We start from the raw sequence: 21438 nt of genomic DNA on the forward strand, positions 1-21438 counted from the left end.
CAGCTAACATAAGAACGTATTTCAAAGGTCATCCAGCCTCATGTTTAAAAAACTCCGTGGTATTTTTTCTAACGATCTATCGATCGATTTGGGTACAGCCAATACCCTAATTTATGTAAAAGAAGAAGGTATTGTATTAAACGAACCTTCAGTTGTTGCTATTCGCCAAGAGCGTGCTGGTGGACCTAAAAGTGTAGCCTCAGTAGGAACTGAAGCAAAGCAAATGTTAGGTCGTACGCCAGGTAATATTAAAGCAATTCGTCCAATGAAAGATGGTGTAATTGCTGACTTTTATGTAACAGAAAAAATGTTACAGCACTTTATCAAGCAAGTGCACAACAATAACTTTATGCGCCCAAGTCCACGTGTGCTAATTTGTGTTCCATGTGGTGCTACTCAAGTAGAAAAACGTGCAATACGTGAATCTGCAATGGGTGCCGGTGCTCGTGAAGTTTACTTAATTGAAGAGCCAATGGCAGCCGCTATTGGCGCAGGCTTACCAGTATCAGAAGCAACCGGTTCTATGGTTGTTGATATTGGTGGCGGTACAACTGAAGTTGCTATTATTTCACTTAACGGCGTTGTTTACTCATCATCTGTACGTATTGGTGGCGATAAGTTCGACGAAGCGATTATTAACTATGTGCGCCGTAACTTTGGTAGCTTAATTGGTGAAGCAACAGCTGAGAACATTAAGCATCAAATTGGCTCTGCGTTTAAAACTGACGAGCCAATCGAAATTGAAGTACGTGGCCGTAATTTAGCTGAAGGTGTACCACGCTCATTTACACTTAACTCACACGAAATCTTAGAAGCGCTACAAGAGCCATTAATGGGTATTGTAAGTGCAGTTATGGTTGCACTAGAACAGTCTCCACCAGAGCTTGCGTCAGATATTTCTGCGCACGGAATGGTATTGACTGGCGGCGGTGCATTGCTAAAAGATTTAGACCGTTTATTGATGGAAGAGACGGGTATTCCGGTTGTTGTTGCCGATGATCCACTTACATGTGTTGCACGTGGTGGTGGTAAAGCGCTGGAAATGATCGATGTTCATGGTGGTGATGTTTTTAGTTACGATTAATGAAATTAATGTTTGGACGAGCCGTCTCCTTACAACTGCGACTTTTTGTCGCAGTGTTTTTGAGTATCGTACTCATAATTGGTGATAGATACACACAAGGTGGTACGGTTGTTCGTACTAGCCTCAATACCCTCGTTAGCCCGCTAATTTATGTTGCTAATTTACCATATGAACTTTTTAGTTTTAGTGCCAAAAGCCTGCATACACGTGATCAACTTCTTACTGAAAACGAAGCGCTTAAAAAAAAGCAAATGTTACAAAGTGAGCAACTTCAGCAATATCAATTCTTAGCTAGAGAAAATCAAAAACTACGTGCCCTACTTGGCTCATCGGCAAAGCAGTCTAATCGTAAAATTATTGCGCAAGTGCTTTCAGTTCATTCAAATCCATATAGTCACCAAGTGGTAATTAATCGTGGTACAACCGATGAACTCAGTGAGGGGCAAGCCGTTATTGATGAAATGGGAGTGGTAGGGCAACTTACTAAAGTAGGATCGACGACATCACGGGTATTGCTAATGACAGACACCACGCATGCTACGCCGGTACGTATTTTACGTAATGATGTGCGCACCGTGGTCGAAGGCATTGGTAAAATTAATGTCGTTAAACTCTCGCATGTGCCACATAGCTTAGATGTGCGTATTGGCGATGTACTCGTTACGTCAGGTTTAGGCGGCACATTCCCAGAAGGCTACCCCGTGGCTGTTGTAACTGAAATTAACCGAGATGAAGGTCAGCCATTTGCTCAAGTATATGCCGAGCCAATTGCTCAGCTAGATCGTATTCGTTTATTAGTTATTTTGTGGCGCAATAAGCAGGAGCGTCTAAATAATGATTAGCCGTTATTCATTGTTAATAGGGTTGAGCATATTTTTTGCCTTAGTTATGGCGTTAATGCCATTACCTTTTTCGTTTGAACCATTTCGCCCTGATTGGGTATTACTTGTTTTGATGTATTGGTCACTTGCATTACCGCATCGTTTAAATATTGCTACAGCATGGGTGGTTGGCTTATTAATTGATTTAGCTTCTGGTTCGCCACTTGGTGTGAATTCACTGACTTATTCGATTTGTATTTTTGTAACTGCAAGCAATTTCCAAAAAATTCGTAATTTTTCGCTTTGGCAGCAAAGCTTATTAATTGGTTTGTTTTTAACGCTTTATCATTTAATGCAGTTTTGGTTAAATCACTTTTTACTCGGTGTTTATTTTAATCCACAATATTTATGGCCAGTGCTTACCGGTATGGTGAGTTGGTTTTGGGTATTTTCATTACTTCGTAAGTACCGCAGACATTTTAGGATCAGGTAAATGACTACCTCAGTGTATTTGGCATCAGCCTCTCCCCGCCGTAAAGAATTACTAAATCAGTTAGGCATCGAGTTTTCGCAATTTAGTGTTGATGCAGACGAAAGCCAGTTGCCTAATGAGCAGCCACATCATTATGTAGAGCGTTTAGCGCGTTTAAAGGCAAGCTTAGGTGTTGAGCTTGGCTATACCGACCGACCGGTGCTTGGTAGTGATACAGTGGTTGTTATTGATAACGAGTCTTTATGTAAGCCTCGTGATGAAGCTGACTTTACGCAAACATTAAAGCGCTTATCAGGTAACACACATCAAGTGTTAACGGCAATCGCATTTGCTAGTAAAGATAAAATACTTAGTTGCGTAGTAAGTACTGACGTTACGTTTAAAACCCTCACCGATGAAGAAATAAAAGCATATTGGCTAAGTGGTGAACCACAAGATAAAGCCGGTGGCTATGGAATACAAGGTTTAGGCGGTCGCTTTGTTACTCATATTTCGGGTAGCTATTTTTGTGTTGTAGGCTTACCTTTATATGAGACCGAACAATTATTACAAGCATTCTTAAGAAGGTAACATGAGTACAGAATTACTGATCAATGTCACACCAAGCGAAAGCCGTGTTGCCTTAATAGAAAACGGTGTATTACAAGAAATTCAACTTGAGCGTATTGGCAACCTCGGTATTGTTGGTAATATTTACTTAGGGAAAATAAGTCGTGTATTACCAGGAATGCAAGCTGCTTTTGTTGATATAGGCCTTGAAAAAGCGGCTTTTTTGCATGCGTCAGATATCGTAAACAGCGCATCAATTGTAGAAGGGGTTGACGACACTCCGATAAAAAAAGTACAAGATATTCGTGAGTTAGTTCGCCAAGGTCAATACATTATGGTGCAAGTGGTTAAAGATCCGCTTGGTACTAAAGGTGCAAGACTCACCACAGATATAACAATTCCTTCTCGTTATTTAGTATTTATGCCCGATGCTACTCATGTAGGAGTTAGCCAACGCATCGAAACCGAAGAAGAGCGTGCACGCCTTAAAAAAATAGTTGCGGAATATGGCGATGAAAATGGCAGTTTTATTGTGCGTACAGCAGCCGAGGGTGCAATCGAAGCAGAGCTAAGGCACGATGCTGAGTTTTTAAGAAAGTTATGGGAAAAAATAGTATCTCGCAGAAAAAAAACAAGTAAAGCGAGCATCTTACATGAAGACTTAACACTTGCATTCAGAACGCTTCGTGATTATGTAGGTGAAGACATGGAGCGTATTCGTGTTGACTCAAAATTGACTTATCAAGAGCTTAAGTTATTTACTGATGAGTTTGTACCACTGCTTTCTAAAGTACTTGAGTATTATCCAGGTGAGCGCCCAATATTTGATTTGTTTGATGTCGAAAATGAAATACAAAAAGCATTACATCGTAAAGTAACGTTAAAATCGGGCGGTTATATCATTATTGATCAAACCGAAGCGATGACCACTGTTGATGTAAACACTGGAGCTTTTGTTGGCCATCGTAATTTAGAAGAAACTATTTTTAATACCAATGTAGAAGCTACTTCGGCTATCGCCCGTCAACTCAGACTACGTAATTTAGGCGGCATTATTATTATCGATTTTATTGATATGGTAAGCGAAGAGCACAAACGCCGCGTATTACATTCACTTGAATCTGCGTTATCGAAAGATTGCACCAAAACGAATATAAATGGTCTTTCTGCACTCGGTTTAGTGGAAATGACCCGTAAGCGTACGCGCGAAAGTCTAGAACATATTTTATGTGATGTATGTCCTGCATGTTCAGGCCGTGGTTCGCAAAAAACAGTTGAAACAGTATGCTATGAAATATTACGCGAGATAGTGCGCGTTAATCGCGCTTACGCAGCCGATAAATTTATGGTGTACGCTGCCCCAGCAGTGAGCGAATCTTTACTTAATGACGAATATCATAACCTAGCGGAACTTGAGCTTTTTATTGGTAAGCAAGTACATATTCAAACCGAGAGTTTATACAGCCAAGAACAGTTTGATGTGGTAATGATGTAATGAAAGCAAAAGCGGTCTGTTTTTTTTGTTTTAGAAAGTTATGGCAAACCTGCGCCATAATTTTGGTATTACTGGCCGTTATTGTTTCTATTTTAAAATATACACTTCCTTATGCTAATGACTATAAAGGCGATATTGAAACGTACTTACACAGTAAATTTGATGTCAGCCTTTCAATTGGTTCTATTTCAGCAAGTTGGCAGGGTAGTGGCCCCGCTTTGGTTCTTGAAAATTTATCCTTTAAAGATAATGAAACGGCCCCTATTTCTCTTACCATCGCAAAAACCAGTTTAGAGCTTAATTTGTGGGAAAGCTTAAAAACGCTACAGTTAAAATCTAATTATTTTGTTATTAGTGGCTTTCACACCAGCGTTAATATGGGCAACTTATTTAATGGCAATGAGCAAGGTGAAGTTTCTTATGAACAAAAAGAACTCATTGAAGGTCTTTTTTTAGGTGAAACTGGGCATTTTGCAATTGAGAATTCAAGCGTCAACTTCATACTTGAAGATGGTAAAGAGCGTAAAGTAATGCTTAAAAATATTACTTGGCAAAATGAAGATAAAAAACACCTAGGCAGTGGTAGCTTGGCATTGCCTGGTATCTCAGTTGGTAATTTTGATGCGCGCATTGCTTTATCGGGTGAGACCTTGGAAAAGGTGATTGGTGATATGTATGTGCAAGCAAATAAAGTAGATGTATCTAACTGGTTAGCGCAATACATAACAAGTGAAAAGCAGCAATTACACAGTGATATAAATTTACAAGCTTGGTTTAAGCTCGAAAAAGGGCTATTTAGCGATATAAAAGTGCAATGGTTACCAAGCTTTGTGCGTTGGCAGTATGAAGAAAAAAATCAACAAGTTAGTTTAAGCGAAGGGGGATTTCATTTATACCCAGAGCAAAATGGTTGGCGCTTAAAAAGTACAGGTTTAACATTTGCTAGTAACAGCAAGGCTTGGCCAAGTTTAGAGTTTGAAGCAAAGCTAGATGCGCAAAACAAAATATGGTTACAGCAAGTTGATTTAGAACTACTAAATAATTTAGCTGGATTAACTAATTTTAATGGTTTAGCCCCTTTTTTAGAGCGTGAACCAAGTGGTTTGATTAAACAAGCATACTTAAATTTTGAAAGCGTTGAGCAGTGGCAGCTATGGTTTGAGGCTGACAATATTGGTTGGCAAGAGCTCGATTCAGTACCGGCTGCTCAAGGGTTAAGAGTAAGTGGTCTTGTAAATCAAGCAAGCGGACGTATTAGCTTATTTGGCGAAAATGGCACGCTTGTTACTGGCGAAAACTTTAGTAATGATATCCAATATAATCAAATTAATATCGATTTAGATTTAGTAAATCGAAAAGAAGGTTGGCACATCAGTAGTGATGAAATTTGGTTTGATAATAATGAAATAACACTTGCTGCTGAAATGCAGCTGAGCCTCGGGGATACGCCTCGTTTAGATTTATATGCAGAAGCATTTGCACCAGATGCCAATATTGCAGGGCATTACTTCCCGCTAAAAGCAATGAGCCCTGAGCTTGTAAGTTACTTAAATGGCGCAATTAAAGCTGGAGAAATAACGAAGGCCCAAGTGCTGTTTGCAGGCCCGCTTACAAGCTTTCCATTTACAGATGGGTTAGGGCAATTTGATGTACTTGCGCAAATAGATAACGCAACGTACCAGTTTGATCCACAGTGGCCCTCAGTGACAAATGCGAATGTACAATTACATTTTGCCAATGAACGTATGGATATTTATAGCCAGCAAGGTAAGTTAGTCAATTTAGACTTGGGTAACAGCGTACAAGTTAGTATTGCTGATTTAATGGACGCCGATGAACTTATTGTGCAAATAGATAAAAAAGTAGCGATGGAAAAATTGCATGACTTTTTTACAGCCACTCCGATTGCCAACCCACTTGCTGAAATATTTAGTATTGTTCAAGGCAAAGGAGAAGCTAATGCAAGCATTGAGTTATTAGTTGGCTCTAAGTTTAAAGATGGTGCAAGCGTGAGTGGAACGGTCGGCTTAAACGGCTTACCACTTTATATCGCCACTCCAGGAATTGACCTTAAAGATTTAAACGGTGAATTACACTTTAAAAACGATGATATAACCCTCAAAGATGCTACTGCAACGTGGCTGGGAATGCCGTTAAGTATTAATTACGACAGTAAAAGTAATAACGAAGATTATCGTGTAAATATAGATATAAGCGCTCAGCTAGATGCTGAAACACTTATCGACAGCGCTCAAGGTATTTTAAAAGATTACCTGAAAGGGAAAAGTGATGTAGATATTGGTGTAATACTTGATTTTACTGAACAAGGCTTTAATTATCGTGCACAAGTTAGTTCAGATCTGATTGGTTTAATCAGTGATTTACCTGCACCGTATGGTAAAACGAGTGATAAAATATGGGCACTTGATGCTGTTGTGCAAGGCGATAAAATTTCAAATTTAATTACAGCCAATGCCAATCAACAATTTTATTTCAATGCCATATTAGAAAACGGTAAGCCGCAATTTAGTAATGCACACTTGATATTAGGTGGGCAGGATTTAGGGCTGAATCAAAAAGATTTAAGTGTAAATATCAATCTTGAGCAAACAGAGCTAACGCCTTGGCTTGATCTTATTGATCAAATAACCAATGCAGCCAGATCAAACCCTGAAAATCAATCATCTGGCATTATGCCACCGTTAAATGAAGTGGTAGCAAGCATTGGAAAAATCAATGTGAGTAATATTGTATTTAATGATTTTGAAATGCGTTTAGCACCTTCTAAAAATGATTTATATTTGAAGTTAAATGCTAAAGAGTTGCGTGCTGATGTATTTATTCCAACCTCTCAACCGAGCCAGCCCATACGAATTAATACCGATTACTTAAGGCTTAATTTTGCTGAAAAAATTAAGCCAGAGTTTGAAGTGGCCGACGTATTACCCATAGCTGATTTAAGTTGGTTAACAAAAGTACCGGCCATAGAGTTTGAATGTGGTGATTGTAAAATTGCACGCTATCAACTCGATAAGGTAAGCGCTTCGTTATTAGGTGATGGAAAGCGACTCTTAATTTCAGAACTGGTGGTTGATAAAGGCGATCATGTACTGCGCACTAAAGGACAGTGGGAAAACGGCTTAACGGAGTTTTCAGGAGAGTTAAAAAGTGATGACATCGGTTCTTTATTCAATGAGTTTGATATCACTACGGCTATTAAAGATTCTAAAGCAAATATTAACTATAGCCTAGCATGGCAAGCGGCCCCTTACGACTTTGATGTTGCGAGTCTAAGTGGTGAAATTGAGTGGGATTTAGGCGAAGGTCATTTAACTGAAATCAGCGATGGTGGTGCACGCGTATTTTCGTTACTGAGTCTTGATTCATTAGTACGTAAGCTAAAACTTGATTTTAGAGATGTCTTTTCAAAGGGCTTTTTTTATAACAGTATGCAAGGCTCTATGCAGTTAGAAAACGGTATTGCTTACACTAAAGATACCAAAATGGACGGAGTGCCCGCCGATTTAACTATTAAAGGTTATGCAAATTTAAACACGCTTGATATAGATTATGACCTTGCTGTAGCGCCACAGGTAACCTCAAGTATTCCGGTTATAGTTGCATGGATGGTCAACCCTGTCACGGGGCTTGCTGCGTTAGCCCTTGATAAGGTTATTCATTCAGCGCGCGTCATCTCAGAGATCAACTTTAAAGTAACGGGTAAAATGAACGATCCTGTTGTGCAAGAACTCGACAGAAAAAGTCGTGAAGTTACGCTACCTCAAGCTGCGCAAAATCAGCCACAAGCATCAGTCGATTTAAAACTTAAAGATGCACAAGTAACAGCAACGCAATGAACAAAACAGCAAGCATAAGCACACCCACAATAGTTGCTCTACAAATGTGCTCAGGGCTAAACCCTGATGACAACATAGCAAACTTAAAACGCGCACTTAAAACACTTCCAGCAACAAGGCCATTACTTGTTTGTTTGCCTGAGGCTTTTTTAGTGTTTAGTAAAAGTGGCAGCGATACTTTACTTGTTGCTAAGCAGGTTGAGAGATACAAACTACAACTTAGTGGACTGTGCCAACACCATAATATTTGGTTAAATGCAGGCACAATGCCAGAGCCATTTAATGAACATAAATATCATGCAGCGTCGCACTTGCTCAATAATCAAGGCGAGCTTGTTGCAACGTACAACAAAATACATTTATTTGATGTAAACGTAGATGATAAAACAGGTAGCTATCGAGAATCAGATTTTACCCAAGCAGGTAGCGATGTGGTGGTGGTTGATTCTCCCTTTGGTAAAATAGGTTTAACAGTATGTTATGATCTGCGCTTTAGTGGCTTGTTCAATGATCTAGCTCGCCAAGGCGCGGAGATTATTTTAGTCCCGAGTGCATTTACAGTTGTTACAGGGCAAGCACACTGGCAACCGCTATTAGCAGCTCGCGCAATAGAAACACAATGCTATGTAGTTGCAGCGGCTCAACACGGTACACATGAAAATGGCCGACAAACATATGGTCACAGTATTATTATTTCACCTTGGGGTAATACCCTGAGCGAATTGCCAACAGGCACCGGTTTTATAAGCTGCCACGCAGATTTAGACCAGTTACAAAAAATTAGACGAGATATGCCCGTGCAGTCTCATCAACGATTTAGAGAGCATTTATTATGAATTCGGTTGAACAGCATTTACTACATGACAGCCTGCTAAATAGAGAAGAGCTCGAAAAAACGCTCGCTTACATACATCAGCATAAAGTGGATTACGCTGACTTATATTTTCAATCAAGCCACCACGAATCGTGGGTACTTGAAGACGGCTTAGTTAAAGAAGGTTCTTATAACGTTGAACGTGGTGTTGGTGTACGTGCTGTAAGCGGCGAAAAAACAGGTTTTTCTTACTCTGATGCAATAAACCTTGAAGCGCTAAATAAAGCGGCAACAGCAGCGCGTAGCATTGCCGATGCTGGCGAAGATAGAGCAATTAAAGTATTTAGCGATGTTAAAGCTAAAGAGCAGTTTGCACCGCATCAACCAATTTCGAGTATGAGCGATACCGACAAGGTTAATTTATTACGCGAACTTGAAAACTACATTCGTGAATTAGCACCCGATGCAGAGCAAGTAATTAGCTCAATGTCTGCGGTATACGAAGAAGTATTAATCGCGGCAAGTGATGGCACGTTTGCTACCGATATTCGCCCACTTATTCGCTTAAACTGTTCAGTACTGCTTGAAAAAAATGGTCGCCGTGAACGCGGCGGCGCAGGCGGTGGTGCACGTTTAGATTATGGCTATTTTAAAGAGCTTGTTGATGGTAAACCGCGTTGGATGGAGTTTGCAGAAGAAGCGGTACGCCAAGCTAAAGTAAATCTTGAAGCTATTGATGCACCTGCAGGCACGATGGAAGTTGTACTTGGTAATGGTTGGCCTGGCGTGCTTTTACACGAAGCGGTAGGGCACGGCCTTGAAGGCGACTTTAACCGTAAAGGCGCGTCTGCGTTTAGTGGTAAAGTGGGCCAAAAAGTAGCATCTGAGCTGTGTACTGTTGTTGATGATGGCACAATGGCTGACCGTCGAGGTTCACTTAACGTAGATGACGAAGGTACACCAGCGGCTTACAACGTGCTAATCGAAAACGGTATTTTAAAAGGCTATATGCAAGATAAGCTAAACGCGCGTTTAATGGGTGTAAATCCTACCGGAAACGCACGTCGTGAGTCGTATGCACATTTACCAATGCCTCGCATGACTAATACCTACATGTTAGGTGGTGAGCACAGCCAAGCCGATATTATCAGTAGTGTTAAAAAAGGGGTATTCGCGCCTAACTTTGGCGGCGGACAAGTTGATATAACCTCAGGTAAGTTTGTATTTAGCGCATCAGAAGCGTATTTAATCGAAAACGGTAAAATTACTCAGCCAATTAAAGGCGCAACGCTTATTGGTAATGGCCCAGAAGTAATGCAGCAAATATCTATGGTTGGTAACGACTTAGCACTTGATAAAGGTGTTGGTGTTTGTGGTAAAGATGGTCAAAGCGTACCGGTAGGCGTAGGCCAACCAAGTCTTAAAATTGATCAGTTAACAGTGGGTGGTACAGCATAAAAAACCATGAGCGCGAAGTGGATTCGCGCTTTCGTTTTGATGAAAGTGAGGTTTTACACCTCGCTTTTTAAATATAGGCTCAGAAATAGAGCGCGAAATAAATTCGCACCTACAATTTGCATTCTTACTTTGGGTAGGTGAGGTTTTACACCTCGCTTTTTAAATATACGCTCACGTAATAGAGCGCGAAATAAATTCGCACCTACAATTTGCATTCTTACTCAGTGTAGGTGAAGTTTTACACCTCGCTTTTTAAATATACGCTCACGTAATAGAGCGCGAAATAAATTCGCACCTACGATTTGTATTTTTACTCTGGGTAGGTGAGGTTTTACACTCGCTTTTTAAATATACGCTCACGTAATAGAGCGCGAAATAAATTCGCACCTACAATTTGCATTCTTACTTTGGGTAGGTGAGGTTTTACACCTCGCTTTTTAAATATACGCTCACGTAATAGAGCGCGAAATAAATTCGCACCTACAATTTGCATTCTTACTCAGTGTAGGTGAAGTTTTACACCTCGCTTTTTAAATATACGCTCACGTAATAGAGCGCGAAATAAATTCGCACCTACGATTTGTATTTTTACTCTGGGTAGGTGAGGTTTTACACTCGCTTTTTAAATATACGCTCACGTAATAGAGCGCGAAATAAATTCGCACCTACGATTTGTATTTTACTCTGGGTAGGTGAGGTTTTACACTCGCTTTTTAAATATACGCTCACGTAATAGAGCGCGAAATAAATTCGCACCTACGATTTGTATTTTTACTCTGTGTAGGTGAGGTTTTACACCTCGCTTTTTAAATATAAGCTTAGAAATAGAGCACGAAATAAATTCGCACCTACAATTTGTATTTTTACTCTGTGTAGGTGAGGTTTATACTTCTCCCTCATCCCCTTTAGTTTTTTCAGCCTCTTTATACCATAACGCAAAAAAGCACTCTGTTAATTTGTGCTCTATCTCAAGCGCTTTTTCTGTAGGACAAAACAAGGTAAAGCTTGCTTTAAACTCACCTAAATCGGTTGTACCAAAGTGAATTACAGGCTCTGGGCCAGATATTTTTGCATCAAGTTTACGCTCAATCATCGAATTATAGCGGCTTGCTACTTCTTGAAACTCTTCGCAGTACAGCTTAGCCTGTTCGGTCAATGTGTCGTGAATAGGGTACGGGTTAAAGCTCTCTCTTCGGACAATAATAAAATGGTGTGTAACAAAGCGTTTTACAAAGTTTAAGTTTTTAATCGAGCTGGTAATTAGCTTATTGTTTGGTATGTATATGGTTTTTCTCGAAAATTGATAAGTATGTATATCAATTTCATGCATGGTTGTTTTTATCCAATCGGTTTCAGCAACTTCACCAAAGTAATCACCAACTTGTATCCAATCACCCACTCTAAACGGGCGTGTTGTTACTAGGTAAAAAAAGCCTATTACACACTGAATAAATTCACGCGTTGCAAGTACAATCGCCACAGCAAAGGCGGCAATAGAAAGTGCAAAGTTTTGAATCTCTGTAGACCACACAAAGAGAAGTGATATCACCATTACAAAGTTAATAAAGTGCTTAATATTATGCGCGATGTAGCGAATATCTTTTTCTTTTTTCTCAGCGCGACTTTTTGCTAACTTATCGACAAGTATCTTAAGCACAAATGCAATTGTTAACATTATTAGTGAGAGAAGAAACGGATGCAGTAATATATCTTTAGTCATAAATTCCTAATGGTTTAAAGTTGATAAACACGACCAGTTTATTGATTTATTTCGCCAATGGGCTAATTTAACGCAAATAAAAACCCTTTAGCAAATTAATGCTAAGGAGTATTCGTTTTTATCAGTAATTTTCAATGGTTAAACCAACCTACTCTACTTGAACTCTGGTTAAGAGATTTACTAACATATTGAACTATAGTGATATTTGAGTTTATTTCTCTCTAGCTAGAGATTTCAGTAAATTAAACGCAGTTAGCGCTGAAAACAACTGCTTGAGATAGATTTATTATCCAGAGTTCAGGTTATTTAGATATGAGGTCTATTTAACGATAGGTAAATTGCACTATAACTAGAGTCTGTTTATCTTTTAGGTAAGGGTTAGCCTATGTTGTGCGGTTACCCCCATCAATAGGCGATAAAGCAGTATAAATACCAAACATGTGCAGCCCTAGGTTAAATAAATTTTAATACTTAAAGACTAGGTAATATTTTTTATATCTAGTTGTTTTAAATAAAAATTATAACAACGCTATGAGAGGGGTAATTCGTTAAATTGTACCGGTACTTATGTCAGTTGGTATTAAAGGCTATTTAACATCAATAATGCCTTTGCTTGTATTTTATCGAGAGTAAATTAGATGTACCGTGGTGGAATAGTCCAGATCCTATAGATAATTTAGTGTGAAGCACGCATTTCAAGTGAAGATGGGTATTGTGGTTTTAATCGATAAGACAAGCTGCTAGATACGTATTTCCGGCTTTTATTTAAGTACGCGCAATATAGAATTAGAATACTTATCAAGCATTAAATTTATTTCACTAAGTACTTTCCCTTTACTTCATAAGTTCCATTTAACCCATATTTTATAAGTCGGAAATAACAAAACAACTACTTATAAGTTAGAAGGTATTGAACCGTCCTATTGAGACTAGAACTGCTAATTTTTTGTCAGTGCAGTTTTATTTGATGAGGTTTAAGTTCACAGACTTTAATTTATAACGCTATTCTAATAATTAAAACTACATACAGTAATAAAAGCGATTATTAGTTTTTATCACTCCTCTACCTTGCAATATATTGGCGCTTTTTTGTTGTAATGCTTTGTAATAGACACGAATCAAAAAAGTAATACTATTATTTCTTGAATTCAAGTATTAAGTGCAATCATTATGCAGCCACCAGAACTTCTGATTGCCCCGTAAATAACTCATGAGGGGTTTTATACCCTCTTGTTTTTCTTGGCCGATGGTTGAGCTTATCAACTGCCGCCTGTATTTCTGCTTCACTTAGCGACATAAAGTCAGTTCCCTTGGGGAAGAAGCGTCTAAGTAAGCCGTTGGTATTCTCATTTATGCCCCGCTCCCATGATGAATATGGGTGAGCGAAATACACATCCGCTTCTAATTTTTGTGCAATATGCTCATGGTGAGCAAACTCTTTTCCATTATCTAAAGTCACGGTAATAACCTTACCTTTATAGGGTGTCATACACTTGATCAGCGCATCGGCTGTTATTTTCGCATGCTTGCTTTCAATTCTGTGAACGACTGTATATAACGTTTTACGTTCAACCATTGTAACAAGGGCATTTTTACGCCCTTTGCCTATCACTGTATCGCCCTCCCAATCACCAATCCTAGACTTTGAATCCACAATACTTGGGCGTTCATCAATACTGACTCGATTAACTATCTGTCCACGTTTATCGTAGCTTCCATAGCGTTTTTTATACTTTTTACATGCACGAGTGAGTGTCTTATGTAGTTCACCACCACGAGCCTTGTCTCTGTAAATATATTGATAAATCGTTTCATGATGCAAAACGACCTTTTTCTCTAAAGCTAAGCGGCCTGCCACCTGCTCTGGCGAAAGTCCGTCACCAACAATTTATTAATCCAGTCAGTAACATCATCTGTTAACTTACTTGCTTTGAAAGATGACTTGCGTCTTTGCTCTGCAAAATTATTGGCTTGGTTAGGTCGATAGCCTTTAAGCCCTTTATTGCGTTTTAACTCTCTAGAGATAGATGACGGTGAACGAGTGAGTTCATCAGCTATCTGTTTTTGGTTATTTCCTGCTTTTATTAACGCGTAAATCTGGTATCTTTCTGCTTGTGTCAGCTGTTTATATTTCATTAAAGCAATTTCCTTTGGCGAGAGAATGGCCGAATTATAACAGCTGGCCATCTAATCTGAGAAATTGCACTTATTATCCGAATTTAGGTTTCCTTAAATACAGACAAGTAAGAAAAACACCGGTTAATGATAAATAACTACATATTGTTATTTTTTTGTTTTTCTTTTGTTTTATTTTTGTTCACATAACTCTTGGTTCTACGTCATCGCTTCGTAAATTCAATTTAAAGCGGAGAGATGATGTTTTTATCAAGGAGTTCCCATTCAAGCGTTCAGCTTGAAACTAATCCCCACCTAAAGTTTTGGGTTATTTGGTCAGATTATGAAAAACGAGTGCGGGCTTGTTGCTATAAATGGTTATATAGCGACCAAGATCGAGTTGAAGACGCCATGGCACAAGCGTGTGAAAAAGCGCTTAAAGTTTATATACAAGACAGCTCTCAAATAGAAAACATGTTTGCTTGGCTTTGTCGGATAGCCCATAACATCTGTATGGATATACATCGCTTAAATAGTAAAGAAAGCGATTTAGTGAAACAAGCCAACAGCTCCTCAACACAGTTTTATTTTACGGAGAACCAGTCACAAACATTGGAAAGTGAGTATGAACGTATTCACCTATATCAGAAGTTGATGGATGCCATTAATGATTTGCCTAATGATTTAAAGCAAGTGATCCAGTATAAATTTATTTATGAAATGGAGTACTCAGAAATAGCAAACCAATTACAAATTAGCCAAGAAAATGCAAGAAAGCGTGTGCAATTGGCTCGTAAGAAACTAAGTGCATTACAGTATGTATAAGCCCTCATGTTCAGGTCATCGGTTTTTCTTGGCTTGTAACCACAAAATAATTTAAAAAATCTTTTTCACAAACAGATGAATACCCCGTTATTCAGATAACGGGGTATCTGACCAAGATACCAAAATTTAAATCGAACATTCGCATCACCTTAGCTGGGATTGATGTGGCGGAGCTTGGCTGGAGCATTAATATGAAAAATGAAAGGCAGTGGTTTGTGGTTTATACCAAAGCCAATAGTGAGAAAAAATTTGCTGTACAGGTCAATCTTTTGCAAAGTGATTGTGAAGCATTTTTGCCTTTAATAGATCAGGCCCGCCAATGGAGTGACCGAACCAAAGTGGTAAGCGTACCGTTATTTAAATCATACGTATTTGTTTATATTGACGGTAATGAATTTCAACAGTTAAAACGCCTACCAGGTTTCGTTTCATATATTAAATTTAATAATCTACCAGCTGTGATTTCTCAGAAAGAAATGAAAAAAATTCAACGTTTTATATCTACAGGTAAAGTGGTTGAAGTGCTGTCTAATCGTTTGCTAGTAGGAACTAAAGTGGAAATTGTTAGCGGTAGTTTACAAGGGTATTGCGGCATTCTGGTTGAGCGACGTAATCAACAATTAGTCGCAATTGAAGTAGAGGGATTAGCGCAAAGTATGATGCTAACTTTACCTGAAATGCTATTGAAACCGATTGTTGAGGTTTAATTATGGCGTATCTAAGTGAAACAAATATACAAACGCTGAAAGCCCAATTATTGCGTTATGAGGGGTTATCATTAAAACCATATAGATGTACCGAAGGAAAATTAACGATCGGCATTGGCCGTAACTTAGAAGATAAAGGTTTGTCATTGGATGAGGTAGATTACCTATTAAACAATGACATTAATAATGTTATAGCACAGGTTGCAGTGCATATTCGCGTTTTCAAATTATTGAATGAAACTAAAAAGATTATTTTGCTAGATATGGCGTTTAATCTTGGGGTTGCAGGGCTATGTAAGTTTAAAAATATGCTCAGGGCACTGGAAGATAAAAATTACCCTTTAGCAGCGGCTGAAATGCTTGACTCTAGATGGGCTAAGCAGGTTGGAGTGAGAGCTGATGAGCTGGCACAAAAAATGGCTCTAGGAGAGTGATATGAGTGCCATTATACCTCAATTACAAGTGCCTTATTCAGAGCAAGAGCGGCGAGTTGCTTATCATCTCTATCAATTTGGTAGTGCGCTAAAAGCACAAGATGAACATCTAAGTGATACTGTTAAAGAGCTACATGAGCAGTTAAATAAACTAATTTTTATGCCACGGTTTAACCATCTTACTGATTTATTTTCGTTGTCTCATTCTGAAACTAAGTTGCTAGCACTTGTTTATATTCAAGTTCAAGATCCAGACGTAATAGCCCCATTTTTAGGATTAAGTTGGTTTGAGCAAGGGCCAACATTGAGTTTAGATAAGTTAGTAACATTAGTGGACGAATCTTTAAATAAATACAACACCATAGCAGAATTTGGCCCTAAATCAGCATTGTTTAAATGGGGGTTAATATACCTAACAAATGAGAGTATAGGTTTACAAAGCGCAGTGAATATTGCCCCTTATTTACATGAATTTTTGCAATGTGGTACTACAAGCTGTGATTACCTTAGTTTCTTTACTTTAGTAGACACGGCGCAGGACCCAGTATTTGATAGTTGTTTTAGTTTACCAGAAGAGGTTGCAGCTCAATCATTACTTATTATCGACAGTGAAAATGATGAAATAACCGCCTGGTATACTCAGCAGTTGGCATTACGGTGCGATACCACGTTGGCACACTATGTAGCAGAGCCAAACAATGGTTTCAACATATCTCATTTAGCGCATGAATTTGCCTGCTTACAGCTCATAGCTCAAACGCAACCAGTATTATTGTATTGGCCCGAAATTGGTAACTTGTTACAACACAACTTAATTCAATTAAATACTCTAGTTGAGCAATGTACAAAATTGGCGTTAATAACAACAACAGCTAGCCCCTTGTTTGACGAGGTATTTACGCAATCATTAAAAATTAAAGTACAAGTACCAAATTTGTCACAATTAAAAGAGGCTTGGTTGTCGTTATGTAATAGCGAGCAACATACGCATTTAGATAAAGCCCAAGCTCAGCAGTTGGTGGCTAAATATCCCGTAGCGTTACCTCATATGAAGCAGCTAGCAAACAATGCTAAGGCAGATAAAAGTGATCAACAAGATTACTGGGAAACATTGCAAGCGCTGTGTTTTTCAGCGCAAAGTCAACACTGCGATGAACTAGCTAAATTGTGTCAAGCGCGCTTTACCCTCGACGACATGATATTGAATGACAAAATTACGGTGCAATTGCAGGAGTTAATCGCCAGAATTAATTTTAAAGCTTCATTACAACAGCGTCTACCTAGTTTTAATCAAGGATGTAAAGCGCTATTTTGGGGTAAACCAGGCACTGGTAAATCTATGGCCGCAGAAGCCATTGCAGGTGAATTGCAACTACCACTGTACATAGTTAATTTGGCCAATATTGCCAGTAAATGGATAGGTGAAACTGAAAAGCACTTAGCTAAGCTATTTGATTCAGCTCAGAAATATAATGCGGTACTCATGTTTGACGAAGCAGATGCGATTTTTGCAAAACGCAGCGAGGTAGAGTCAAGCCATGATAAAAACGCCAATATGGGCGTAAGTTACCTACTTCAACGTATGGAGCACTACACGGGCTTGTTGTTACTAAGTACTAACTTTAAAAGTAACCTTGATGAGGCATTTTTACGTCGCTTTCAAGGGGTAATTGAGTTTACTTTACCTGATAAACAGCAGCGCGTTGATATTTGGCAGCGTAATTTAAGCACCAATGCAGATAGTGATTTATGCCAAGGCATTAGCCAACTTGCAGCATTGTTTGAGCTCAGTGCTGCGCAAATAATCAATATCTGCGAAATGGCATTGTTGCAAAGTTTGATCGCTGACAAAAAGTTGATTAGTCGAGCCGAGATTGCCAATGCATTACATAGAGAACTCTCAAAACAACATGCCGGCTTTATGACCCAGCAATCTTTATCAACGTGGTTAACGGGAGGGCACAATGGACGCAACCTTAATTTATAAAGTACAACAGGCACTTGATTCGTTTATTAAAGACAAAGTTTTATCGCTCAATAATAACGATGATGTAGTAGATACTTCTATTGTATTGAGCTTTCAAGCGCCAGATAATGAATTTACTACTAGTTTAGGCAGCGACCCCGCAATAAATTGTTATTTAGTTGGTATAACTGAAGATATTCAGCGTCGTCAAAGTGAGCCACCTCGTACGCAAATAAATTTTACGCAAACTCACCGTACACGATTCATTGAGCCTAAATTTGTGTCATTGACTTATATGCTAACCGTTTGGAGTAAAAACCCACAGCAAAGCGCTGCGATAGAGCATTTGATTATGGGCTATTTAATTGCAGGTATAGGACGGTACGATTTTCTACCTGAAGAGTTACTACTCGCACAACAAATTGATATATCACCTTATGGTATCCGCAGCCAAATATTCGGTAATGAGTACAGTGAAAAAGTAACAGGGCAAGTATGGCAGGCACTCGGGAGTACGCCTAAAGCAACCATTCTCTATACGCTCTCTTTGCCTATGCCAGTATTTGAGCCAGTACAACTGCCAATAGTAAAAGAAATTAATAAACTCTTAGATAACAAAGCTTAATTTAACCTCAATTATTTTACCTAACAGATCCCATAATTTAATCGGCAGTTGTTGAGCATTCAGCTCAGCGGCTGAAATCATCATTTATTTATTAGATTACAGAGGAATATTATGAGTACTTCAGAACTCAATGAACGATTAAAAAGCTACTTTCAGCGTGGTGATATCCCTACTCAACAAGAATTTGGGGATCTAATTGATACGGCAACAAGCAGTATCAATAATGATCGTTTACCAGAGCAGATAGATTTAACTCAAATTGGAGAAAATTCATCGCTTAAAGTGAAAGAGGTTATAGCTAATGGCGCACAAATCACGAATATTGCCAACAATCATTTACCGTCGCAAATAGATTTAACGCAGAGTGGGTTGGTCACCGATTCAAGTGTAAAAGCGGGTGAATTAATTGGTGATGGGGCAAAAATAAGCAATATAGCCAACAATCATTTACCGCCTCAAATAGATTTAACGCAGAGTGGATTGGTCACCGATTCAAGTGTAAAAGCGGATGAATTAATTGGTGATGGGGCAAAAATAAGCAATATAGCCAACAATCATTTACCGCCTCAAATAGATTTAACGCAGAGTGGATTGGTCACCGATTCAAGTGTAAAAGCAGGTGAATTTATTGGTGATGGGGCAAAAATAAGCAATATTGCCAACAATCATTTACCGCCTCAAATAGATTTAACGCAGAGTGGATTGGTCATCGATTCAAGTGTAAAAGCGGGTGAATTAATTGGTGATGGCGCACAAATCACGAATATTGCCAACAATCATTTACCGCCTCAAATAGATTTAACGCAGAGTGGATTGGTCACTGATTCAAGTGTAAAAGCAGGTGAATTTATTGGTGATGGGTCAGGCCTTATAAACTTACCTCAGATTGATCTCCCTTCGCAAATTGACTTAACCCAAGCGGGAACGGTGACGGATTCGCGCATTGAAGCAGGTGAATTTATTGGTGATGGGGCTAGGTTATCTAATATTCAAACTACTAGTTTACCCATTGCAACGTTTGCAGATATTCAAATGGGTGATACAAGCAAGCTGACTACCGCACAACACGGTGGCTGGTTAAATCAAAAAGTAGAAGCGCTTACATGCCCCAATTTGTTGCCGCTGCTGATTGCATGTGTTGAGACAACACAAAACATCGATATTGATAACGTTCCTAGTGAAATTGATGGTTATATGCTTGTTGATGGTGATTTGGTGTTATTGAACGCCCAAACGAATAAGAGTGAAAACCGCATATGGCAAGTAAATGAACTATCAAGCTCATTTTCTTTACAGTCTGTGGTCCGCTATGAACCTGTTGACATGGTTCACGGCGATGCGGTGATCATAACTCAAGGTGACATTTATAAAGATCAAGCATTTATGCTTAGGGCTATTTACGATAATGATGCTGATTTTGAGTATCAATGGAAAATGACAGCCAGTTTAGTGACTGTTGGTGATGGGCTTATACAGAGTAAAAACCGCTTCAGTGTAAATTTCGCTTCAGCTAATGATCTCGCTAATGGCAGAGTTGATAAGGTTATTGATAGTGCTTTATTAAAGCAAAACTTAACTTCGCTTGGGCAACAGCTTCAAAACCAAATGCTTAATATTAACCCTCAAGTACACACTAATGACTTTACTATTGACGCAAATTCCATTCATTTTTTAGATCTTACAGATGACACTACATTGACAGCTATAATTGATGAAAAAGTCACCTATTTTAGGGTGCAAGACTTTAGTGGAACTTGGGGGACAAACAGCCAAGTTATTCTTAAATTTGCAGATAACTCCAGCCTTACAATATTGCTCAACAGCTCACATGCTTATTATGATTTATACAAAGTAAATGACATTTTTTATTCCTATGACTCAACTGGCAAATTCTTTCTCTAAGGCAACCAGTTATTAATTTAGTCATCAATTCAAACACCCCCTCCCTCTAAAAGGAAAACCCTATGAATAATTTTGTAAACGTGATCCAAAAACTTGAAGAGCTGAGTGCTCGTGATAGTAATAAAGCTAGAAGCCTAAACTTATTAAATAGTGTTATTTATCAGGTTCGTGCTGATATGAACCAATATTTAGGTATGCAAACAACTGACTTACACAGGGTAGAAGATATAGCAGATGTGCTTGGCTATGCTGGTCGTGTAGTCGCCGCTAGTGATGACTTACCAATGACCCCGATTGAGCCTGCCATGTTTGGCGCAACAGAGTTTTACACGGGGGATTACTTTTTGGTTAAAAATGGTCCTGAACGCGGTATTTATCCAATCACCATTTTTGATGATGGAGCTGGTTTTAAAACGTACGACCTAGACCCTGCTTTAAAACGATATTTAGGCGATGTTGCCGTTGTTGTACTTAAATTAGTTGAAAATGATTTAGTACAAAAACACAGTATATTCAACCTCTCCAACGATATATGGCAAGAGCGTGTAATTGCGTAATCACGTAATTATACGG

The 21438-nt window shown here is 38.8% G+C and carries 17 protein-coding genes and 1 pseudogene; 15 read left to right on the top strand and 3 right to left on the bottom strand.

What is annotated here, in order from left to right:
• The first annotated feature begins 40 nt into the window (after positions 1–40).
• The 8 genes from AC0VZ4_RS02240 to tldD are packed head-to-tail and all read left to right on the top strand — an operon-like array spanning position 41 to position 10571.
• Positions 41–1084 (top strand): rod shape-determining protein, encoded by a 1044-nt coding sequence (locus AC0VZ4_RS02240; protein ID WP_002958401.1) that lies wholly within the window; start codon positions 41–43, stop codon positions 1082–1084.
• Positions 1084–1926: a rod shape-determining protein MreC gene (mreC, locus tag AC0VZ4_RS02245; RefSeq protein WP_188085246.1), complete on the top strand. Its 843-nt coding sequence runs from the start codon at positions 1084–1086 to the stop codon at positions 1924–1926. Before AC0VZ4_RS02240 ends, mreC begins: the two co-directional genes overlap by 1 nt.
• Positions 1919–2398, top strand: a complete 480-nt coding sequence (gene mreD / locus AC0VZ4_RS02250) for a rod shape-determining protein MreD (protein WP_007378603.1) — start codon at positions 1919–1921, stop codon at positions 2396–2398. Before mreC ends, mreD begins: the two co-directional genes overlap by 8 nt.
• Positions 2399–2968 (top strand): Maf family protein, encoded by a 570-nt coding sequence (locus AC0VZ4_RS02255; protein ID WP_475440786.1) that lies wholly within the window; start codon positions 2399–2401, stop codon positions 2966–2968. It begins immediately after the preceding gene.
• Position 2969: 1 nt separating this feature from the next.
• Positions 2970–4442 carry a ribonuclease G gene (rng, locus tag AC0VZ4_RS02260; protein ID WP_475440787.1) on the top strand — a complete coding sequence of 491 codons (1473 nt, stop codon included), beginning with the start codon at positions 2970–2972 and terminating at the stop codon, positions 4440–4442.
• A complete protein-coding gene (locus AC0VZ4_RS02265; protein WP_475440788.1) occupies positions 4442–8299 on the top strand; it encodes a YhdP family protein in 3858 nt (1285 codons plus the stop codon). Before rng ends, AC0VZ4_RS02265 begins: the two co-directional genes overlap by 1 nt.
• Positions 8296–9135, top strand: coding sequence for a carbon-nitrogen hydrolase family protein (locus AC0VZ4_RS02270; RefSeq protein WP_475440789.1), 840 nt, complete (start codon positions 8296–8298; stop codon positions 9133–9135). Before AC0VZ4_RS02265 ends, AC0VZ4_RS02270 begins: the two co-directional genes overlap by 4 nt.
• On the top strand, positions 9132–10571 hold the full coding sequence (tldD, locus tag AC0VZ4_RS02275) for a metalloprotease TldD (RefSeq protein ID WP_007378598.1): 1440 nt from the start codon (positions 9132–9134) through the stop codon (positions 10569–10571). Before AC0VZ4_RS02270 ends, tldD begins: the two co-directional genes overlap by 4 nt.
• Before the next feature lie 331 nt (positions 10572–10902).
• Here tldD and AC0VZ4_RS02280 read toward each other — a convergent pair whose 3' ends face one another.
• From AC0VZ4_RS02280 to AC0VZ4_RS02290, 3 genes and pseudogenes are all read right to left on the bottom strand, one after another.
• Positions 10903–11064 carry a hypothetical protein gene (locus AC0VZ4_RS02280; protein ID WP_475440790.1) on the bottom strand — a complete coding sequence of 54 codons (162 nt, stop codon included), beginning with the start codon at positions 11062–11064 and terminating at the stop codon, positions 10903–10905.
• Positions 11065–11454: 390 nt separating this feature from the next.
• Entirely contained in the window at positions 11455–12291 is an 837-nt protein-coding gene (locus tag AC0VZ4_RS02285; protein ID WP_007378994.1) for a mechanosensitive ion channel family protein, read from the bottom strand.
• Between the two features lie 1168 nt (positions 12292–13459).
• A pseudogene (locus AC0VZ4_RS02290) lies at positions 13460–14427 on the bottom strand (IS30 family transposase).
• Between the two features lie 240 nt (positions 14428–14667).
• Between AC0VZ4_RS02290 and AC0VZ4_RS02295 the strand changes: the two are divergent.
• The 7 genes from AC0VZ4_RS02295 to AC0VZ4_RS02325 all read left to right on the top strand — a co-directional run bounded on the left by AC0VZ4_RS02295 (position 14668) and on the right by AC0VZ4_RS02325 (position 21422).
• Complete coding sequence (locus AC0VZ4_RS02295; protein WP_475441603.1) at positions 14668–15231, top strand: RNA polymerase sigma factor; 564 nt, start codon at positions 14668–14670, stop codon at positions 15229–15231.
• A gap of 164 nt (positions 15232–15395) precedes the next feature.
• Positions 15396–15938 carry a UpxY family transcription antiterminator gene (locus AC0VZ4_RS02300; protein ID WP_475440791.1) on the top strand — a complete coding sequence of 181 codons (543 nt, stop codon included), beginning with the start codon at positions 15396–15398 and terminating at the stop codon, positions 15936–15938.
• 2 nt (positions 15939–15940) lie between these two features.
• Positions 15941–16372 carry a glycoside hydrolase family protein gene (locus AC0VZ4_RS02305; protein ID WP_007378997.1) on the top strand — a complete coding sequence of 144 codons (432 nt, stop codon included), beginning with the start codon at positions 15941–15943 and terminating at the stop codon, positions 16370–16372.
• 1 nt (position 16373) lies between these two features.
• On the top strand, positions 16374–18359 hold the full coding sequence (locus AC0VZ4_RS02310) for an ATP-binding protein (protein ID WP_475440792.1): 1986 nt from the start codon (positions 16374–16376) through the stop codon (positions 18357–18359).
• Positions 18337–18963: a Pvc16 family protein gene (locus AC0VZ4_RS02315; RefSeq protein WP_008137318.1), complete on the top strand. Its 627-nt coding sequence runs from the start codon at positions 18337–18339 to the stop codon at positions 18961–18963. Before AC0VZ4_RS02310 ends, AC0VZ4_RS02315 begins: the two co-directional genes overlap by 23 nt.
• A gap of 111 nt (positions 18964–19074) precedes the next feature.
• On the top strand, positions 19075–20865 hold the full coding sequence (locus AC0VZ4_RS02320) for a hypothetical protein (RefSeq protein ID WP_475440793.1): 1791 nt from the start codon (positions 19075–19077) through the stop codon (positions 20863–20865).
• A gap of 62 nt (positions 20866–20927) precedes the next feature.
• Positions 20928–21422 (top strand): hypothetical protein, encoded by a 495-nt coding sequence (locus tag AC0VZ4_RS02325; protein WP_337150683.1) that lies wholly within the window; start codon positions 20928–20930, stop codon positions 21420–21422.
• Positions 21423–21438 lie beyond the last annotated feature (16 nt).

This window comes from Pseudoalteromonas sp. QJM3NY_22 (assembly GCF_056173065.1).

Excerpts from the sequence above, each read along its gene's own strand:
- tldD (WP_007378598.1), top strand. The coding sequence starts at position 9,132 with ATGAATTCGGTTGAACAGCATTTACTACATGACAGCCTGCTAAATAGA.
- AC0VZ4_RS02285 (WP_007378994.1), bottom strand. The coding sequence starts at position 12,291 with ATGACTAAAGATATATTACTGCATCCGTTTCTTCTCTCACTAATAATG.
- AC0VZ4_RS02315 (WP_008137318.1), top strand. The coding sequence starts at position 18,337 with ATGGACGCAACCTTAATTTATAAAGTACAACAGGCACTTGATTCGTTT.
- AC0VZ4_RS02325 (WP_337150683.1), top strand. The coding sequence starts at position 20,928 with ATGAATAATTTTGTAAACGTGATCCAAAAACTTGAAGAGCTGAGTGCT.
- AC0VZ4_RS02265 (WP_475440788.1), top strand. The coding sequence starts at position 4,442 with ATGAAAGCAAAAGCGGTCTGTTTTTTTTGTTTTAGAAAGTTATGGCAA.
- AC0VZ4_RS02320 (WP_475440793.1), top strand. The coding sequence starts at position 19,075 with ATGAGTACTTCAGAACTCAATGAACGATTAAAAAGCTACTTTCAGCGT.
- AC0VZ4_RS02305 (WP_007378997.1), top strand. The coding sequence starts at position 15,941 with ATGGCGTATCTAAGTGAAACAAATATACAAACGCTGAAAGCCCAATTA.
- mreC (WP_188085246.1), top strand. The coding sequence starts at position 1,084 with ATGAAATTAATGTTTGGACGAGCCGTCTCCTTACAACTGCGACTTTTT.
- AC0VZ4_RS02280 (WP_475440790.1), bottom strand. The coding sequence starts at position 11,064 with ATGCAAATTGTAGGTGCGAATTTATTTCGCGCTCTATTACGTGAGCGT.
- rng (WP_475440787.1), top strand. The coding sequence starts at position 2,970 with ATGAGTACAGAATTACTGATCAATGTCACACCAAGCGAAAGCCGTGTT.
- AC0VZ4_RS02240 (WP_002958401.1), top strand. The coding sequence starts at position 41 with ATGTTTAAAAAACTCCGTGGTATTTTTTCTAACGATCTATCGATCGAT.
- AC0VZ4_RS02270 (WP_475440789.1), top strand. The coding sequence starts at position 8,296 with ATGAACAAAACAGCAAGCATAAGCACACCCACAATAGTTGCTCTACAA.
- AC0VZ4_RS02295 (WP_475441603.1), top strand. The coding sequence starts at position 14,668 with ATGTTTTTATCAAGGAGTTCCCATTCAAGCGTTCAGCTTGAAACTAAT.
- AC0VZ4_RS02310 (WP_475440792.1), top strand. The coding sequence starts at position 16,374 with ATGAGTGCCATTATACCTCAATTACAAGTGCCTTATTCAGAGCAAGAG.
- mreD (WP_007378603.1), top strand. The coding sequence starts at position 1,919 with ATGATTAGCCGTTATTCATTGTTAATAGGGTTGAGCATATTTTTTGCC.
- AC0VZ4_RS02255 (WP_475440786.1), top strand. The coding sequence starts at position 2,399 with ATGACTACCTCAGTGTATTTGGCATCAGCCTCTCCCCGCCGTAAAGAA.